Here is an 18,683-nt window from a genome sequence, read left to right as displayed (position 1 = left end):
CGGCAAACGATCGGCTCGTTTGCGTTGCCGCCGAATTGTAGAATGTCGCCGCTTGCCAGTGGGGCCATCGGAAACCCGTCATCGTGTTCGCAATCGTCGACTGCCTGTCCGCGATGGAGCGAATGGGTGGTCAGCAGGCCGACGCGATTTTCCGGATGGCACCCAAGGTGCCGTTGCATTGTAACCCGTTTACGTATCTTCCAGAGTCTGTTCATGACTACCCTGTTTCGACAAGTTTTGTATTGCGTTGCGTTTGTGTTCGTGGGGTCTGTGGTATCCGCTGCCGAACGCAACATTCTGTTCATCATTACCGATGACGAGAGTCCGACGCTGGGTTGCTACGGCGACACCGCAGCGGCAACCCCAGCGATCGACGCCATCGCGGCCGACGGCATGGTGTTTCGCAATGCGTTCGCCACCACAGCATCGTGCAGTGCCAGCCGAAGCGTCGTGATGAGCGGGTTGCACAATCATCGCAACGGGCAATTTGGGCATCAGCACCACTACCACAAATTCGCCGCCTTTCATGACGTCGCTCGTTTGGCGATGCCACGCGTGCTGGACCGAGCCGGTTATCGGACCGGCCACATCGGCAAATATCACGTGGCTCCCGAATCGGTATTTCATTTCGAAACGTACATGAAAGGTGATGGGCGAAACGCAGTGCAGATGGCCGAAAACGTTCGTGAATTCATGACGGACGAATCCGATTCGCGGCCCTTCATGCTGTACTTCGGTACCTCGGACCCACACCGTGGCGGTGGAAATGACAAGACGTCCAAGTCGGAACTGAAACCCAACCTGTTCGGCAACAAACCCAAGCGTGGATCGTTTCCGGGCGTGGAAGAAGTGTTCTACGATCCGGCGGATGTCGTGGTGCCATCCTTCCTGCCCGATACGCAGGAAACCCGCGAGGAGTTGGCTAATTATTACCAGTCGATCGCGCGAGTCGATCAAGGGGTTGCGCGGCTGGTTCAGATCTTAAAAGAAGCTGACCTGTACGACAAAACCATGATCGTATTCACCAGCGATCACGGGATGGCTTTTGCCGGCGGCAAGACCACGGTTTACGAAGGTGGATTGCGAGTACCGATGGTGGTGCGTGACCCGTATGTCGAGAACCGCGGTGTGGAAAGTGATGCGTTGATTAGCCATATCGATATCACGCCGACGCTGTTGGACTTTGCAGGCGGGCTGGATCCCGAAACCAACGGCCCCAAAAATCCGTTGAACGTCAAGAAGTTCTGGGCTGAACGCGAAGAGGCTCAGATGGACAATCGAGACGGTGGAAAACCATTCGATTCTTACCATGGCAAATCATGGCTGCACTGCTTGGCTCAGCCAGCCGAAAGTCATCATGACGAAATCTTTGCGTCACACACGTTCCACGAAATCCAGATGTACTATCCGATGCGAGTGATTCGCGACGACAAGTACAAGTTGATTTGGAATATCGCCTATCCGTTGCCCTATCCGTTCGCATCGGATTTGTGGAGCGCCAGCAGTTGGCAGGCCCAGTTGGCCAAGGGGAACGATGCTCCGTACGGAAACATGACTGTTGGGCAATACGTCCAGCGTCCGCAGTTCGAATTGTTTGACATCGCGGCCGATCCGTTGGAAACGACCAACCTAGCCGATAGCCAGGGGCACCAGGATGTGCTGGAGACTTACAAGGCGAAGCTAAAAGCGATGCAGAAAGAAATGGACGACCCGTGGATCATGAAGTGGGACTACGAGTGATCGGCTGAGGTCCAGCCAAACCGCGGTCGCGTGGTTGGATCGGATCGTCTGCTGCGGACAAGGTCCAAGCGAATCATCGAAGGTGGTGGGTTTCATTGAAATCCACCACCTTTTTCTGATGACGCGTTTTGCCAGGTGGGCGTTGGCGATTAGTAGTCGATGACTTCGAGGTCTTCGCGAGATTCCGCCAATTCGTCCATCACGTCGTAGCCAATCTTGGTGTTGGCGACCATCAACGTTTTCAGCTTCGGTAGCTTGCCGATCTCGAGGTACGATTCATTGCTGAACAGGGTGCCGCCAAGGTTCAGCTGAGTCAGGTTTTTCAGCGACAGCAGGACGGGTAGCGACTTGTCGGTGATCTTGGTCGACCTGGCGTCTAGGTTTTCCAGTTTGGTTAGACCGCCGAACTCCGCAAACGCTTCGTCGTCCAGTTTGGTTTCCCAGAGGCTAAGCAGGGTCAGGTTGGTCATCTTTGCGATCTGCTTGAAGCCTTCGGTGGTAACCATTCGGCATTCGCTGATATCAAGGAAGCTGATGTTTGGCAGCGATGCGATGATCGCCATGCCATCATCGTCCAGAGAGGAATCACGCAGTTCCATGCGTTGCATTTTCTGCAGACCTTGGATGTTTTGTAGACCGACGCCAGTCACATCGGTTCCGCGGATACGAAGCCGGGTCATGTCCTTGAAGTTGGCGACGAACTTCATTCCTTCGTCGTTGATCTTGGTGTAATCCATTTGCAGCGACGTCAGTTTCGGATTCTTGCTAAGCGCTTCGAGCGTTTTGTTGGAGATCGTCGTGCAGTAGTTCAGGTTCAACGAACGCAGGGGCAGCGACGCCAAGCGAATGGCACCTTCGTCATTGATCTTTGCTTTTTCCAGTTGGACATCGGAAAGCGTTTTGATCTTGGCCAGATGGACGGTGCCGGCATCGGAAATGTTGCTGTTGCGAAGGTCGATCGCTCGCAATTTCGACAATCCCGTTAGGTTGGCAAGTCCATCGTCGGTAACGCTTGTTTGCCGAAGAAACAGGACCTCCAGGGTGCCCAGGTTTTGGATGGCTTCCAAGGCCGAATCGCGGACATCGGATCGAGAAAGGTCCAGTCGTTTCAGTCCATCCAGTTCGCTCAGCACAGCGACGACTTCGTCGGACAGTCCTTTGCCCGACAGGGTCAATTCTTGCAGGCTGTGCAGGCCGACTAGCTGGGCGATCACCGTGCTGGTTTCAGGGGTTACGACGGCGGCGACTTTCTGGATGTTGCCGGATGCGTTTTCCGTCAGCGTGAAGCCTGCGTCGCGCAGCGCCTGGACCATTTCGGCGTCATCGGCAGGCGGGGCTACGTTCGCTACTTGGGGGGCGGCGTCGGGTTGCGGGCTTTCAGCGACATCCGATTTCGGTCGGCAGCCGGCGAGAGCAAGCGATATCAGGATCAGTCCAAACGCTGCGAACTCTCTGGAAAATGAATTGGGCATGGCGGTCAGCAAATCAGCGAAGGGTGGAATACGGGATGGGATGGGGGGCGTGCCGCCATTTTTCGGTCTTCTGGGGGCAACCGAAAGTGGGCGTTGCGGCACGTAGATTAGACATTTCCTCGCAAACCGGCAACAAACGGCCGCGAATGGCGGTGGTTTGGGTAGTGGAGGATCGCTTGCCGTAGTCGCGATGGGTAGGTGAATGAAACCGGCGGAAAGCCCCCGGAATGATTGTTTTCAAGGGCCTTGGCTGGTATCCTGAAAGGGTGAATAAATCACATCTTACCCACCGATTTTGCGTGTGAAGGCTTGTTTCCGTTCACTCGCATCTCTCACTGCATGATCTCACCTTCAAGGACTATTGATGAGCCAGAAGTCTACACGTCGTAAATTCATCGGACAAACAGCGGCGTTGACCGCTGGCGTCGGCTACTTTGCCAGCAGCTCTCCTAAGCTTTTTGCTGCTGATTCGCCTATGCAAAAGCTGACGGCCGGTTGCATCGGTGTTGGTGGCAAGGGTGGCAGCGACACCAGCCACATCGCTGAACAAGGCGTCGAAATCGTCGGTCTGTGCGATGTCGATGGTTCTGTTTTGGTCAAGAAGGGACGCGAGTTCGCCAGTGCGAAGCAGTTCAACGATTTCCGTGAAATGCTGGACCAATTGGGCGACAAGGTTGACATTGTCACCGTCAGCACGCCTGACCACACGCACGCGTCGGCCGCCGTCCGCGCGATGCGAATGAAAAAGCACGTGTACTGTCAGAAGCCACTGACTTGGTCGATCGCCGAAGCACGTTTGATGCGTGAAACCGCCGAAGAAATGGGCGTGGTCACCCAGATGGGCAACCAAGGCACCAGCGAGAACGGTTTGCGTGAAGCAGTCGAAGTGATTCGCAGCGGTGCAATCGGCGACGTCAGCGAAATCCACATTTGGTCCAACCGCCCGGTTTGGCCACAAGGTTTGGGGCGTCCAGAAGGTTCGGATCCGGTTCCAGAAAACTTGAATTGGGACGCTTGGATTGGTCCAGCACCGATGCGGCCTTACAAAGCGGGTGCTTACCACTCGTTCAATTGGCGCGGTTGGGTCGACTTCGGCACCGGTGCCTTGGGCGACATGGCATGTCACACGACAAACCTGTCCGTGATGGCACTGAAACTTTGGGACCCGGTCGCGATGACCGCCGTCCGCAACCCTGGGATCTTCGAAGGCGAAACCTTCCCGGGCAGCTCGGAAATCAAGTTCGAGTTCCCGGAACGCGAAGGCCTGTCGGCTTGCAACTTCCATTGGTATGACGGTGGCAACCTGCCTCCAGAACGGATCATCGCCCAGTTGCCCAAGAGCTTCCAAAAGAAGGTCGACGCGCTGAAGAAAGATCCGTCCAAGCGTCAGACCAGCGGCGCTGTGTTGGTCGGTAGCAAGGGCTTGTTGTTCTCGCCTGATGATTACGGTGCACAGTACATGCTGTTGCCCAACGATCAGTACACCGACTTCACGCCGCCCGAGCAAACTCTGCCACGGATCCCGTACGAAGCTGGGAACGACCAACGTCAGAAGTGGGAATTCGTCAGCACCGTCAAGGGCGAATACGAGCCGGGTACGATGGCCAACTTTGGCTACGCCGGACGTTTGACCGAAACGATCTTGGCTGGGAACCTAGCGATGCGTGCCGGGCAAGGCCAACGGATCGAGTGGGACGCCGCCACGATGACCAGCCCCAATGTGCCAGCGGTCAACCAGTTCGTCGGTCGCGAATATCGCGCCGGATGGGAACTCGAAGGCCTGCCCGCAGTAGCCAAGGCATAGGCAAGCCAAGAAGTTGTTGATCAACCGAGCCGAAACCCGGCAAGCCAATTCGGCTTGCCGGGTTTTTTAATTTCTCCCCCTCCCAATCGGTGCCACCCACTAACCCCCCTCCCAATCGGTGCCACCCACTATTCAATCATTCCCAATTGGTGCCACCCACCGGTCCGTCGACCTGATTTCGTAAGTCCTTGGCTCAGCAACTTTCATCCAGGACTGCCGTAGTGGATTTTCGAACAATCCCTTTACTGCACCGCTCGCTTCAGATGGTGCCACCCACTATTGGGCAAACCTGAGCACCGTCGGTGCTTGATCCATCTTTGCTAGTCGACTCTAGCGTAGTGGATTTTGCCAAAAATCCAGGAATCGCAGGCTCTCCCGCAAGATTCATCACCCTAAGTGTGAAGCACCGGCGCCGCACTCGTCGCGACCGAAGCACGATAGAACGCTTTCGGTGTCGACAATCAACGGTCGCACGCAGCTGGTCACTGCCGATTCTGAAGACGTGAGAACTGGGGCAAGTAAAGTGAATTAGCTGAAGCAGCCTGACACGGATGCTTGGCCACGGCAGTGGTGATGGCCTGTTCGCTTAGCATTTGCCTTCATAATGTCCCAATCGGTGCCACCCACCGGTCCGTCGACCTGATTTCGTAAGTCCTTGGCTCAGCAACTTTCATCCAGGACTGCCGTAGTGGATTTTCGAACAATCCCTTTACTGCACCGCTCGCTTCAGATGGTGCCACCCACTATTGGGCAAACCTGAGCACCGTCGGTGCTTGATCCATCTTTGGTAGTCGACTCTAGCGTAGTGGATTTTGCCAAAAAAACCGGAACCGCAGGCTCTCCCGCAAGATTCATCACCCTAAGTGTGAAGCACCGGCGCCGCACTCGTCGCGACCGAAGCACGGTAGAGCGCTTTCGGTGTCGACAATCAACGGTCGCACGCAGCTGGTCACTGCCGATTCTGAAGACGTGAGAACTGGGGCAAGTAAAGTGAATTAGCTGAAGCAGCATGACACGGATGCTTGGCCACGGCAGTGGTGATGGCCTGTTCGCTTAGCATTTGCCTTCATCGATTCGGGACTGCCGACGCAACTGCTCTTCCCGAAATACTTCTGCCAGTTCCATACAAGATCTCGCCACATCGAAGCGTCAATGCCAAGCTCTGTGATCGTCTTGGCAAGTGGCTTCGGCAACTCTGTCGTTGCGCCAGCGACCGACTGCTTTGCTGTCCAGTTCAGCAACTGTTTGTAGTCCGCCCATTCCAGGTTCAAGAATCCTCGGTCGCTGCTGCGGAACCCATGTGTATGGACCTCTGCGTCGGACACCAGCTTGTCCGGCTTCAGTTTCATCGGTGCAAGCCATCCGTCGCGTCGAACTTTACGACCGGTAGGGTTACGACGCTTTGCTTTTCGTTCTTTGCGAAGCTGATCCAGTGGCGTGTCGCGAATCTTTTGACCCGCTTCTTCGGTTGGGATCGGCTTTAAGTCAAAAGCTGCCGAAATGATCTGGCGTCCTTTGTCCGCTTCGATTCGGTCGTAGGCCGATGTGTGCACGGATTTCTCGGGACTTTCGGCGATCGCCGCGCGAACGGGGTTCAGGTCCACGTACATGCTGCACGCCAACAACCCGGCTTCGTCAACGATCCGCTGTGCCTTGAAGCGTCCTTCCCAAAACCGGCCTGTGCGTTCCTCCTGTTTGTTAGCCATCCTTGCGATCGGCTCGGCGAGCGCACGCATGAACCACGAGATATCGGACAAGCGTTTGCGGACTTCGGCCAACCGTTCTTTGTCGGCGCATAGGGCCTTCACGTCATTCTCCGTCGGTTCAGCCAGATGTTCTTCGATTCGTCGACCTGGGTAAACCTTCAACCAGCGTGTGGCAACTTCTCGATCGCTCCAGAGTGCCGCAACGTCGGGGCGATTGCGGATAATTTGGTGCAGATGGTTGCTAAGGATGGCATAGGAGAGCACATCGACGGCGAAGGCCGATGCGAGTGCTTCCATTCGTCTGCGGATCCACTCTTTACGGAACGAGTAGTCTTTTCCCGAAACGTGGTCCAGGCCGGCAAGAAATGCCCGCCGTACGCAGCGTTGGACCGCGTGAACGATGCAAACTTCGGAAGCATCAAATTGCGAGGAACGTGGAGGTCGAGGCATGCCAGTTCTCCTGCTAAAGAAATCTGTCCATGCCCAAACCTACCAAATTCAGAATCCAAGTCAAATAAATGGTGGGTGGCACCATCTAGGTTAGGTGGGTGGCACCGTTTGGGTTGCTTGGATTTTGGTTGCAGCCGATTCGGTCGCCCGGGCTAGGTCGTCCCTGCACTGGTAGGTGCGTCTTCGTGGGGACGTGACATCAGCGATACCACGATCAATGTGACGAAGGCCAATGGGATTGTGACGATGCCGGGTTGGCTGAACGGAGCAATGGCGTCCGCAGGATCCAGGCCATAAACCTTGGCGTAGGTGTCGGCCGACAACAAAATCCAGCCCAGCGATGACGCGGCTCCAACCACCACGCTGGCGATGATGCCTTCCTTGGTCGTTCGCTTCCAAAACAACAACATGACAAGCGCCGGTAAGTTCGCACTGGCCGCGATGCTGAAGGCCCAGCCGACTAAGTAGCTGACGTTCATCTCTTTGAACAAAATGCCCAAAACGATCGCGATCGCACCCACTGCAACCGCCGCCAACTTGGCAACTCGAACCTGCTGGTGACTCTCCAGTTCGATTCCCATCACGCCACCAAGTAAGTCATGTGCGACCGCGCCACTGCTGGCCAAAATCAAACCGCTGACGGTGCCCAGCACGGTGGTGAATGCGATCGCTGAAATGATCGCGAACAACCATGGGCTAATGCTGCGTGCCAACAATGGCGCCGCCATGTTGCTGTCGGAAAGGTCCAACGCGCCACTGGTCATGGCTCCCAATCCCAAGTACAGCGTCAGCACGTAAAAGAAACCAATCGTCGCGATGCCGACGATCGTGCTCTTGCGGGCAGCCGCGCCGTCCTTGACCGTGTAATACCGAATCAGAATGTGCGGCAGCGATGCGGTTCCACAAAATAACGCCAGCATCAATGACAAGAAATTCAACTTGTCGATGGCGTTGTCACCGCGAATCCCGGCAAATTTAGGGTGTTCCCCCGGACGCAGCACGTGCGTTCCCGGTGTTAGCTTCTGGAAGTAAACCGTTGTTTTGGTGCCATTTGCGTGAGCGATCGATTGGTTCCCCCACAGCACGATTTCGCTGTCACGAATCGTGTTGAAAAACTCAATCGGTCCCAAGGGGCCCGTTTCCGTTTCGCCACCAGGAAGCTCGGCGATGTGCCCCACCGGCAACAGTTGCTTCTGTCCTTCCTCGATCCCCAACGGAGCTCCGTCGATCATGGTCTGCCCATCGATCTTGGTCATCGACTGAGCCCGACGCAGCAGGATCTTGTCGGAGTCGTCGATGGCTTCGATGCGGTAAATGTCATAGCCCACCGAATCGGTACTGGCCAAACGGACGTAAGGTTCGTCCTGCCAACCATCACTGCTGGGCAACACTTTTCGCCCATCAATCGTTTCTGCGACCAACGAATCGGTCGGAATTGGACCAATCGATGCAAAGGTTGTGGTGTCCGTCTTGAAGCCGCCTTTGAGCAGCATCACCACCAAAACCGCGCTGAAGATCACCAACAAGGATCCCTTGAGGAATTGCACCCAGGTCGTCGACACCATCCCGGCGGTAACCACGATGACGATCACCACGATGCCTACCATCACCACACCAACCCAGTGCGGGTAACCCAACAGAGGTTGGATCAATACGCCGGCGCCGACCATCTGCGGAATCAAGTAAAAGATGCTGACGACCAAAGTGCTGATCCCAGCAGCGGCCTTGATCCCTCGCGAATTGAACTTCGCATCCAACGCATCGGCGAACGTGAACCGTCCCAACCGTTTCATTGGTTCGGCGATCACGAATAGGGCGACGATCCAACCGGCCAAGAAACCAATGGAGTACAGGAACCCATCGTAGCCGTAGGTCGAGATCATTCCACAGATGCCCAGGAACGATGCAGCCGATAGATAGTCACCGGCAAAGGCGACGCCATTGACGGCCCAAGGGATCTGCCCGTGCGCGGCGAAGTAGCCTTCGGAAGACTTGGCATTGCGGCCCAAGAAAAAACTGATCCCGACCGTTACAAAAACGAACAGCAGAAAAACAACCACCGCCATCATGGAGGGTTCGTAAATCACTTGGCTTCTCCTTCGCTACGGCACATCACGCCATAAATCAAAGCCATCACCAAGGCGGCGACGATCAGTCCAAATCCGTAGACAATTGCCAAGTTCAGACCCGCAATCACGATGGTTTCCATCACGTTGGCGGCAAAGGCGTTGATCAACACAAAGCCTAGGTACAACGCTAGGTAGATCAGGAATAGCCACAACCCGAGGCGTGTGTTGTGGCGACGGATTTCCATCGACGTGGCATTTGAATCATTCATGCAAAAGCGGTTCATATCAAGAGAAGTCGGTGACGCAAAATCGATCGCGAAAATTCGGCGAACAATTGGTCGACGACGGGAAGGACAGCGACACGTTATACCAGTTGATCGGCAGTCCCGCCGGTGGTACCTAACGTGGATTACCAGACGTGTGAATGGTTGACTAGTTCTTGGTAAGCAGTCGTCAGTTTGGCTGCCCATTCGGCAGCCATCGCTGGATCGGACTGTGCCAGGTCGGTCTGCTCGGAGGTATCCATTTCCAGATCGTAGACCTCGATGTCCGTCAACTTAGCACTTCGGATTCTGTCCAAGTCGCTGCGTGTCACATTCTGCATCTTGGGGAAGCTGCCGCCGTCCAGCTTTGCGATCACTTTCCACTTGCCATCACGCATGGCGACGCGGTGTTCGTTGATCGCGTTGAAGTAGACCCACACCAACGGCTTGCTGCGGTCGATGGGGTGACCCGTCAGCGCCGGCCCAAAGTCGGTGCCGTCTAGAGTTGCTGCCGCCGGCGTTTCGGCGTGCCCCAAACGACAAAACGTCGGCAGGAAATCCAGTGACGAAACAGGCACAGACACGGTTTGACCAGCCTGGATGGCCGCGGGCCAGTTCATGATCCCGACCACTCGGAAGCCTGCTTCGGTCGTGTGAAGTTTCATCCCGCGAAGATGGCCGGGCGTGCCATAGGATCGATTCGCCGAGGCATAACGGTTCAACGTTTCGGGACCGTTGTCCGAAGTGAAGATGACCAATGTGTTGTCCCGGCGTCCGGATTGGTCCAACGCATCGATGATCCGCCCGACTGCCAAGTCGACGTTATGCACGTTTGCAAAGTACTGTGCTTGGTCTTCGCTATTGGCGACATCGCGATACTTGGCCACGATTGCCTCTGGTGACGCGACCGGTTCGTGCGGCTCGTGAAAGGGAACATACAGAAAGAATGGCTTGTCATCATCGGTCTTCGCCAGCCAATCGATCGCTTCGCTGGCGACCACTTGGCAACTGAAGTCGTCAGTTGCACCGACGGGGTTTCCATTACGGACAAAGTTCTTGGGATGCTTATGCGATGGCAACGCGTTGTTCTGAGTCGCCAACCAGTGGTCGAAACCAAAGTCACCCGGTTGCGGTTGCCGGTCATCATTGAACGCACTGTTGCAGTGCCATTTGCCAGCCATGGCCGTTTGATAGCCCGCCTTCCGCAAGAGGGCAGGGATCGTGACTTCGCCAGCCCGCATGTGCACGAGGTTCCGGCGATCGGCCGTTTGATTTTTCGCTGGTGGGATCCAGTCATAGACGCCCGCGCGATTGGGACTTCGCCCGGTCAACAGTCCGACCCGAGACGGCGAACACACGGGGGCTGCGGAATAACAGTCGGTGAATCGAATGCCACCCTGGGCGAGTCGATTCAGATGGGGCGTTTGAATGTGAGGGTGCCCATAACATTCTAGGTCGCCATACCCGAGGTCGTCACAAAGGAGGACCACAATGTTCGGGCGATCGTCGGCCGCGCTGGCACCGGTGACAACGCAGCCGATCAGCCAGACGGACAGGGCAAGGGAGCGCAGCATGACAGACTCGCATTCGAACAACGGGGGATGGAAAGCAACCATGATAGCCGTTGATTCGGCCCCGTTGTTCTGGGGCGACCAGCATTTTGCCGACGCTCCGGACGTCCATTGAACGAGTGGCGTAGTGGCCTTCCCCAGCACTCTTTTTGAACAGGGAATCCTGGCGAATCCCACTACGAAAGATTCAACAATCAAATCCACCACCACGCTGCTGGCGAGATCCACTGCTGCGGGCCTTGCATCGCGATCGGGATGCCGCGTTAGAGTTTGGGGAGCGGTCGTTTGGGAGCTTTCTTCAGCATCCGGGCTTGATCGTCTTTGGGCGGTGCCGGGTTATTGTTGTTGTTCCCACCACCCCGCTGGGCCGGCGGAGTCAGGTCGGTGAACTCCTCTTCCCATGTCCATCCGATCGGCACTTCCAGTTCCTCTTTGGCCAGCAACGCCCAAGGGGTTCCTTGGTGGTCATTGACGACGGTGGTCAGAAGTTCTTTGGCCAATTCGGCTTCGCTTTTCCATTTGCTGCCGACGGAGATATCGTCGCTGGGGTTCAGCACCCACGTGTTGTTCTTGGCATCTTGAAATGACATGCCTAGTTTTCCACGTGCCAGCATCGCGTTGTACGTTTCGGTACGTACCTTTTGCGCCAGGACACGGCCCATCGCCAAGTCGAATCCAGCACGCCAACGAGGGCTTTCTTCTTGATCACGAGCCTTCATGCCCGGTTCCAGCGTCTGAGCCATTCGCAGCAGCGGCGTCTCTAGGACCGCAGCGGTTTGTTGGGCACGCGTCAAGTCGCCCGAAAGTTGCGCTTCGCCACGACGGACGAAACGTGTTTGTGGTCGGCTGAGGCCGGTGGTCGGTTTCAATTGCGCGGCCATGACCAACGATTGACGCAGTGGGCTGGCTTTGACCTTCGCAATGTAATCCGACTGCGAAAGGTAATCGGGGCGATAGCGGGACATCGCAATCGGGTCAAAGAAGTACTTCAGATCCGATGCGAACGCGTCCAGTTCACCGCGACGCACTTGGCGGTTGACATTGCGATTGGGGTGCACGGTGAAATAGATGCCGCCTGTTTCGTAACACAACCGCGTCAACGCATAGGGACCAAAGCCGCTGTCGATGACAGGTTCTTGTTCAAAGTTGCCGGTGAATCCAACTTGGACGCGTTCGGGCAAATAGGTTTCCGGGCCTTGGTCGACTTGGGCCCACTGTGGCGTTTGGTCAAATTTGGGATCGGGGTCAACGTATTTGACCAACGTATGCTGACGTCCGAACGGGGCTGGCACGCCGATCACGTACACCGGGATTCCCCATTTGCGGCAGGAATCGATCGACGGTTCCAACAGATTGTCGTCGTCCCCTTTTTCGTCCGTTACGACGATGAACAACACATTGCGCTGTGGCCCGTGGCTTCCACGACTTCGGCGCAGCGATCGAAACTCGTTCACCGCGGACGAGATGGCCGAGAAGACCTTTTCCTCGCCGCTGGAATCGACCGGGATGTTGTCGATGATGTCCTTGATCTCGTCCAAGTCATCGGTGGGATCTTCGGTGTAAAGTTTGACTTGGCTGCCGAATCCGATCACCGAGGTCAGCAAAGGGTAATCATCATCGTTGCGGCGAAAGGCGGCCGCTTGGTTGCTCTGAGCGATCCCCAGTTCGGTGTAGATGCGATCGAATCGGTCACGGATTTCGCGGCGTTGGCGATGCAGCGAACCGCTTTCGTCAAACAACCACACGATCGTGGTGGGACGTTCCTCCATCGATTTCAGGAGTTCGAAAGTGATTCGGTCGACTGCCCCCACGGCTCCTTCGGCCCCCTGGCCGACTTTCCCTTTTTGATTCTCTAACTTGTCCAGCGGTGCGACCGCTTGGTCAAAGAACTCGTTCAGCAGGAAGTCGCCACGATCGGATTGTTCCAGTTCGACGGGGCTGGGGATCTCCGAGATCTCGGCGAAGATTTCGGCGGATGCTTCGGCCATCTCGGTCTCGGCCAAACTGTTAGCACCGACGCGAAGTTGGGGCACATCGCTGTAGGTGACCTCGTCGATCATTTCGACTTTTTCGATGGTCTCGGCCGGCGGCTTCGACACGATCACAACCGCTTCTTCGTCTTCGATCAGTTGCAGCGGGACCAGGGCCAGCGACAGGATGATGATCAGGTGGACCAGCAGGCTGCCGATCATCGCGACTGTTTCGCTGCTCTCTAGAATCGATTCATCGTCCAACTCGTCTTCTGGCCAGGCCTCCAAGTCGTCGTCGGCTGGGACATCGTCGCGGGGACCGCCGGTCGCTGACGCCGAACGGTCCAGGCCTGAAACGGGATCCGCTTCTGAGCTGGAATCCAACGATGACCCGACCGGCGTCGCCGCATTGGCGCCGATGGGAAGGTTAGAGTCTGCAGACAGAGGGGGAATGGTCGACAAGGAGGCGCTCCTGGGTTCCACCCAAATGGTGGGGCGTGATGAGGCCGAGATTGATGCAGCTGGTATAGACAGTTTCACTCAAGCCGCACAAACTTTCAACGAGAAGGTCTGGCTTTCACCCCGCCTGGGCGGAGTTTGGGTGTCGGTGACCCTTCTTATCCGACCTCGTGACGTTGTGCTGGCATCCTTTGAACGCAGAGAATGGCACGATGTACTCGATTGCGTATCGGTAGCGTTGGCAGCAGGGACGGTCCGAAACTGGCCCGATGGGCATCTGCGGGCATTCCAACCGCTGCTGTCGGGGTGCAGAGTCGGTTCAAACGGTTGTTTCCGCCAGCGGCGGTCTTGGCCGTAGCGGCGACCCTGATGGTCCTGTTGCCGCATGTTTTTGGCTCTATTTGGCGGAGATATCAATTTGTCCGGGCGACTGCTTGCAATTGGCGATATTCATGGCTGCCGAACGGCGCTAGAGAAACTGTTGGAGGCGATCGCCCCAACGCCGGACGATATTGTGGTGACGCTGGGGGATTACGTGGACCGTGGCCCCGATTCACGAGGCGTGATCGACACCCTGATCGACCTGGGGCGGCGAACCCGGTTGGTCGGTTTGTTAGGAAATCACGAGGAAATGATGCTTTCGGTGGTCCGCGAGGGGGAATCCCACCACAGTTGGCTTCGCCATGGCGGCGTCGAAACCCTGGATAGCTATGGTTTTGACGGCGATCTGGATTTCCTGCCGGCTGAACACGAGGCTTTCTTTGATTCCCTGGGCGACTATTTCGAGCATGGGGACTATTTCTTTACCCACGCGGCCTACGATCCGGACACGCCCCTGGAACAGCAACCGGCGGATTTGCTGCGTTGGTATTCGTTGACCGAAGGGTTGCCCGCACGCCACCGAAGCGGCAAGACAGCCGTCGTCGGGCACACGGCGAACCGCGACGGCGAGGTCCTGGATATTGGTCACCTGCTGTGCATCGATACCTATTGCTACGGCGGCGGCTGGCTGACCGCTGTCGATCTGGGAAACCGTCAGTATTGGCAGGTTTCCGAGGCTGGGGTTCTGCGCTAGACCGACGCTCGATCCGAGGACAGATTGGGCAGAGAAGGCGACTTAACCGTCAAAGCTTGCCAGATTTATTCAACCGGCACTGCCGTTAAAGTCGATGGGATGGTTACGCCGGTGGTGCGCTCGCCCCGGTTTGAGTTGATCATTTGACTGCCGGGAAGAATCACCGATGGATCCGTCGAAATCCGCAAGCACCTGTCTGAATATTGCCACGGTGCAAGAGTCGACCAGTGCTTCATTACTGTTGCAACGTGTTTCCCGTCCTGTTCAATGGCTGCGGCCGTTGACGATCGGTGGCGTCGTTGCGGCTGTGTTGTTGACGACCGCACTGCCAGCTTCGGCTCAGGTGCGAACCAAGCGACCTGATCGCGACGTCTATCAATCGCCGCAAATCGATGCGTCCCAGTTGGAATCGGTCGAGGTCGAACCGCTAGGGGCCACGCGAAGTCAGGCGTCCAGTTCGCAATCTCGAACCGCGTCCCGATCGGATTCGTCGGTTCCCCGTGATCGGCAAAATGTTGATCCACGGGATTCGGAATCTTGGCAGGGCGAGCTTCAGCCGGTTGGCCACAACGAGGTCATCTTGACCCAGCCGGGAACTCGCATCATCGAATCGCACCAAGCGATCAACCAACCAAGGGTCTTCGAAGAACCCACCGTGATCTATGACCAGTCCTATGGCCAAGAGATGGAGTTCGGCGGCGGAATGCATGGCGGTGGCTGTGATCATTGTGGCAGCTTCGATGTTGGCTGCGGATGTGAATCGGTCGGCTGTGGCATGGGCGGTTGCGATTCGATGGGATGCGACAGCGGCTGTGGATGCGGGCGTGGCATTTCGAACGGATCGATCTGTTTTTCCCGCGATCAATGGTTCGGCGGCATCGACCTGATGTTGATGTTCCGGAATGGCGATCGGCTTCCTCCATTGGTGACCACGGGGCCAAGCACGGATCCAGTCACGGCGGGCCAGTTGAATCAAGCCGGCACGAGCGTCTTGGCGGGTGGGACCACGGAATACAAAGATGCATCGTTTGGTTTGCGTCTGACACTGGGAACATGGTTAGACAGTTCGCAGTGCCGCAGTTTGGTTTTCCGCGGTTGGGCAGTTGCCGAAGAATCGTTCAGCTTTGGCAGCGACCAAAACCGCCATGCCGTGCTGACACGTCCGTTCTTTGCGACCGATGTGACGCCAGCGGAACAGGCTACGATTGTCGCCGCGTTTCCAGGTGCAGCTTCTGGATCGATTCACGCTCGCGGCAGCAGCAACGTGTTCGGTGGTGACATCTCGGTTCGTCAATTCTTGTTCGGCCAGTACGGCGGAACCGTCGACTTGCTGTACGGTTATCAATACATGCGATTGGACGAAAACCTAAACGTGTCCAGCGAATCGCTGTCGCTGGACGGTACCTTTGGGCCAGCCGGGTCGGTGATTTCAGTCGCTGATTCCATCGATGCGATCAATGATTTCAACGGTGGCCAATTGGGGCTGTCGACTCGCTACCGTGAAGGTTGCTGGTCGTTCCAAGGGTTGGCGAAGGTCGGCTTTGGATCGCTGCGACGAACGGCCAAACGAAGCGGTTCGACACGCCGCGAAAACGGATCAGATGTCTTCGTCGAACCCGAGGGATTGTTGGTGCGGAGTACCAACAGCGGTACGACGACCGATCACGCGTTCGGCTGGGTACCGGAATTGGACATGTCGCTAGGCTGGCACCGATTCCCTCACTTTGACGTGACGCTTGGCTATCACATCATCGCGATGACCGATGCTTTGCAAGTCTCGGGCGCCATCGATCCGAACCTGGCATCGAACTTGTCCTCGCCACTGGTGGGATCCCAGACGCCATCACCGGCACTGCGGTATGACACGTTCTACGTGCAAGGGATTCACTTCGGGCTACAGTACGTTTACTAGGCGATCGGTTGTCCGATCAGCTGGATAGGATGTCAAGTTCGAAGTCTGTCATGATCGTGCGAGCAAAAAGTTTCCGACCCCTTTTGCTGGGAACCGGCCCTTCGGGTGCTTCGCCCCCAAAGTGGGCGGACACCTATTTTCCGCTCAGTCCTAAGCGAGGTGTGGGTGTCTGGAAAACCTGATCGATTCGACGATGCACCGATCTCTCGTTTGGTCGGCTTCGATGTTTTGCCGAACGATGATGGTGACGATGTGGGCGTTGCCCGCGTGCAAATCAAATGCACGCACCATCATCACAACCCGATGCAACGCGTCCATGGCGGCCTGATTGCGGCGCTTGCCGATGCGGCGATGGGGATTGCGTTTGGTCGGACTCTGATGGACGACCAAGACTTTTCGACGATTGAAATGAAAGTCAATTTCATTCGTCCCGTCCGCGACGGAATGATCATCGCGAAAGCTCGGGTCGTCGAGCGTGGTTTGCGAATCGGTTTCGTCGACTGCGAAATCACCACCCTGCGTGGGAAGCGAGTCGCCACCGCCACGTCGACTTGCACCGTCGTCAGCAAGTGATCAGTCGTCGTGATCGTCTTCGCGATCGGATTCATCCACCTGGTCGGTGCCGTCACCGGGTTTCTTGTATTGGTCCAGGCGGCGGTAGAGCGTGCGGGCACCAATCCCCAGAATCTTGGCGGCTTCTTCGCGGTTGTCGCCGGTCAGTTTCAAGGTTTCCTCGATCGCCCAACGCTCGATCACGCTAAGGCTTTTCCCGATCAGGTCGCTATTGCCGCCGACCATCGGCATCGCCAAATCGCTGTCCACAGCCGCATCCGAATCGGTGTCCACCAATTCAGGCGGCAGGTCGTCGATGTCTAGCTTTCCGTCGGTGTCCAGCACGACCATGGTTTCGACAAAGTTACGTAGCTGACGAACATTGCCGGGCCAATCGTAGGCAAAGAAACGCTTGGTGACCGCCGGTGTGAAATGCGTGGATGGCTTGTCGTGGCGTCGCAGGAACATCTTGCGGAAACTGTCCATCAACGGAACAACATCCTCGCGGCGTTCACGCAGGGCAGGCAGTTCGATCGTCACGACCTTCAAACGGTGGTACAGGTCGCGGCGGAACGTGCCGGCTTCGATCATGTCTTCCAGCGGCCGGTTGGTGGCCGAGATCAGCCGTACGTTGACCTTGATCGTCTTGTTGTCGCCGACTCGAGTGATCTGGTTTTCTTCTAGCACACGCAGCAATTTGATCTGGGTCGCCATCGGCATGTCGCCGACTTCGTCCAGGAACAGAGTGCCGCCGTTGGCATACTGGAACGCACCTTCGCGGTCGGATACGGCGCCGGTAAAGGATCCTTTGACGTGTCCGAATAGTTCGCTTTCGACCAAGTTTTCGGCGATCGCACCCGTGTTCATCGCGACGATGCGTTTGGCGCGTCGCGGGCTGTTTTGGTGGATCGCTTGGGCGATGACTTCTTTGCCGGTACCGTTTTCGCCGGTGATCAAGACCGTGGCATCGGTAGCGGCAATTCGGCGGACGCGATCGATCACGTCCTGCATTTTCTTGCTGGTGTAGATGATGCCTTCGAAACCGAAGCGTTCATCTAGCCGTTGATGCAGTTCGGTGTTTTCGCGGCGCAGGAAAACGGCATTGGCAGCCTTCTCGGCGATCGCTCGCAAACGGGCCGGCGTGATCGGTTTTTCTAAGAAATTGAACGCACCCTTCTGCATCGCTTCGACGGCGATCGGAACGGTGGCATGTCCGGTCACCATCACGACCTCGCAGTCCGGCAACCGCTCCTTGGCCAGGTTCAGGATCTTCATGCCGTCCACGTCGTTCATCACCATGTCGGTGATCACGATATCGTAGGTTTCGCGTTGGATCAGTTTGGCCGCTTCGGGGCCACTGGTTGCGACCTCGCACCGATAGCCAACCTTTTCCAAACTCTCTGTCATCGCACGTGCGTGTGCCGCTTCGTTATCGACGACCAGCAGTTTCAGAACGGCTGGGTCAAAGGGGTTGGCGGCGTCGGAATCGGATGGCATGACGTCAGCGAGACAAGAGGATTGGAAGCGTTGGAAAATGACCGTTGTGGACCAGCATCATTTCAAAATCTGCATCGACGCTATCGACATTGGTCGCCGGAGATTCGGGTGGGCCCCGAGGATTCGTCCGGCGACTTGGGCGG

At 56.6% G+C, this 18,683-nt stretch carries 12 protein-coding genes; 5 read left to right on the top strand and 7 right to left on the bottom strand.

Annotated elements, in window-relative coordinates; genetic code table 11:
* Nucleotides 1–213 precede the first annotated feature (213 nt).
* Entirely contained in the window at nucleotides 214–1,740 is a 1,527-nt protein-coding gene (locus K227x_RS24380; RefSeq protein WP_145174078.1) for a sulfatase family protein, read from the top strand.
* 149 nt (nucleotides 1,741–1,889) lie between these two features.
* Here the strand turns inward: K227x_RS24380 and K227x_RS24375 are convergent, their stop codons facing one another.
* Nucleotides 1,890–3,212 carry a leucine-rich repeat domain-containing protein gene (locus K227x_RS24375; RefSeq protein ID WP_145174075.1) on the bottom strand — a complete coding sequence of 441 codons (1,323 nt, stop codon included), beginning with the start codon at nucleotides 3,210–3,212 and terminating at the stop codon, nucleotides 1,890–1,892.
* Nucleotides 3,213–3,576: 364 nt separating this feature from the next.
* On the opposite strand from K227x_RS24375, the gene K227x_RS24370 reads away from it, so the two are divergent.
* Complete coding sequence (locus K227x_RS24370; protein WP_145174072.1) at nucleotides 3,577–5,016, top strand: Gfo/Idh/MocA family protein; 1,440 nt, start codon at nucleotides 3,577–3,579, stop codon at nucleotides 5,014–5,016.
* 995 nt (nucleotides 5,017–6,011) lie between these two features.
* Here the strand turns inward: K227x_RS24370 and K227x_RS24365 are convergent.
* The 5 genes from K227x_RS24365 to K227x_RS24345 form a co-directional block, all read right to left on the bottom strand.
* The gene (locus K227x_RS24365; protein WP_145174069.1) at nucleotides 6,012–7,172 is read right to left on the bottom strand and encodes a hypothetical protein; all 1,161 of its coding nucleotides are present in this window, start codon (nucleotides 7,170–7,172) and stop codon (nucleotides 6,012–6,014) included.
* Between the two features lie 152 nt (nucleotides 7,173–7,324).
* Nucleotides 7,325–9,259 carry a sodium/solute symporter gene (locus tag K227x_RS24360; RefSeq protein ID WP_145174066.1) on the bottom strand — a complete coding sequence of 645 codons (1,935 nt, stop codon included), beginning with the start codon at nucleotides 9,257–9,259 and terminating at the stop codon, nucleotides 7,325–7,327.
* Complete coding sequence (locus tag K227x_RS24355; protein WP_246146187.1) at nucleotides 9,256–9,510, bottom strand: DUF485 domain-containing protein; 255 nt, start codon at nucleotides 9,508–9,510, stop codon at nucleotides 9,256–9,258. Before K227x_RS24355 ends, K227x_RS24360 begins: the two co-directional genes overlap by 4 nt.
* A gap of 140 nt (nucleotides 9,511–9,650) precedes the next feature.
* A complete protein-coding gene (locus K227x_RS24350; protein WP_218933493.1) occupies nucleotides 9,651–11,078 on the bottom strand; it encodes a sulfatase-like hydrolase/transferase in 1,428 nt (475 codons plus the stop codon).
* Nucleotides 11,079–11,338: 260 nt separating this feature from the next.
* Nucleotides 11,339–13,507, bottom strand: a complete 2,169-nt coding sequence (locus K227x_RS24345) for a vWA domain-containing protein (protein ID WP_246146185.1) — start codon at nucleotides 13,505–13,507, stop codon at nucleotides 11,339–11,341.
* A 382-nt stretch (nucleotides 13,508–13,889) separates the two neighbouring features.
* Here K227x_RS24345 and K227x_RS24340 point away from each other — a divergent pair, with 382 nt between their 5' ends.
* The 3 genes from K227x_RS24340 (at nucleotide 13,890) to K227x_RS24330 (ending at nucleotide 17,064) form a co-directional block, all read left to right on the top strand.
* Nucleotides 13,890–14,579, top strand: a complete 690-nt coding sequence (locus K227x_RS24340; protein ID WP_145174060.1) for a metallophosphoesterase family protein — start codon at nucleotides 13,890–13,892, stop codon at nucleotides 14,577–14,579.
* Nucleotides 14,580–14,745: 166 nt separating this feature from the next.
* Nucleotides 14,746–16,491 carry a BBP7 family outer membrane beta-barrel protein gene (locus K227x_RS24335; RefSeq protein ID WP_145174055.1) on the top strand — a complete coding sequence of 582 codons (1,746 nt, stop codon included), beginning with the start codon at nucleotides 14,746–14,748 and terminating at the stop codon, nucleotides 16,489–16,491.
* Between the two features lie 165 nt (nucleotides 16,492–16,656).
* On the top strand, nucleotides 16,657–17,064 hold the full coding sequence (locus K227x_RS24330) for a PaaI family thioesterase (RefSeq protein WP_145174053.1): 408 nt from the start codon (nucleotides 16,657–16,659) through the stop codon (nucleotides 17,062–17,064).
* On the opposite strand, the gene K227x_RS24325 is transcribed toward K227x_RS24330, so the two are convergent.
* Nucleotides 17,065–18,540, bottom strand: coding sequence for a sigma-54-dependent transcriptional regulator (locus K227x_RS24325; protein ID WP_145174050.1), 1,476 nt, complete (start codon nucleotides 18,538–18,540; stop codon nucleotides 17,065–17,067).
* Nucleotides 18,541–18,683: the final 143 nt, after the last annotated feature.

The sequence above is a fragment of the Rubripirellula lacrimiformis genome (assembly GCF_007741535.1).
GTDB classification, from domain to species: domain Bacteria; phylum Planctomycetota; class Planctomycetia; order Pirellulales; family Pirellulaceae; genus Rubripirellula; species Rubripirellula lacrimiformis.
This window is presented reverse-complemented; position numbering and strand designations above follow the sequence as displayed.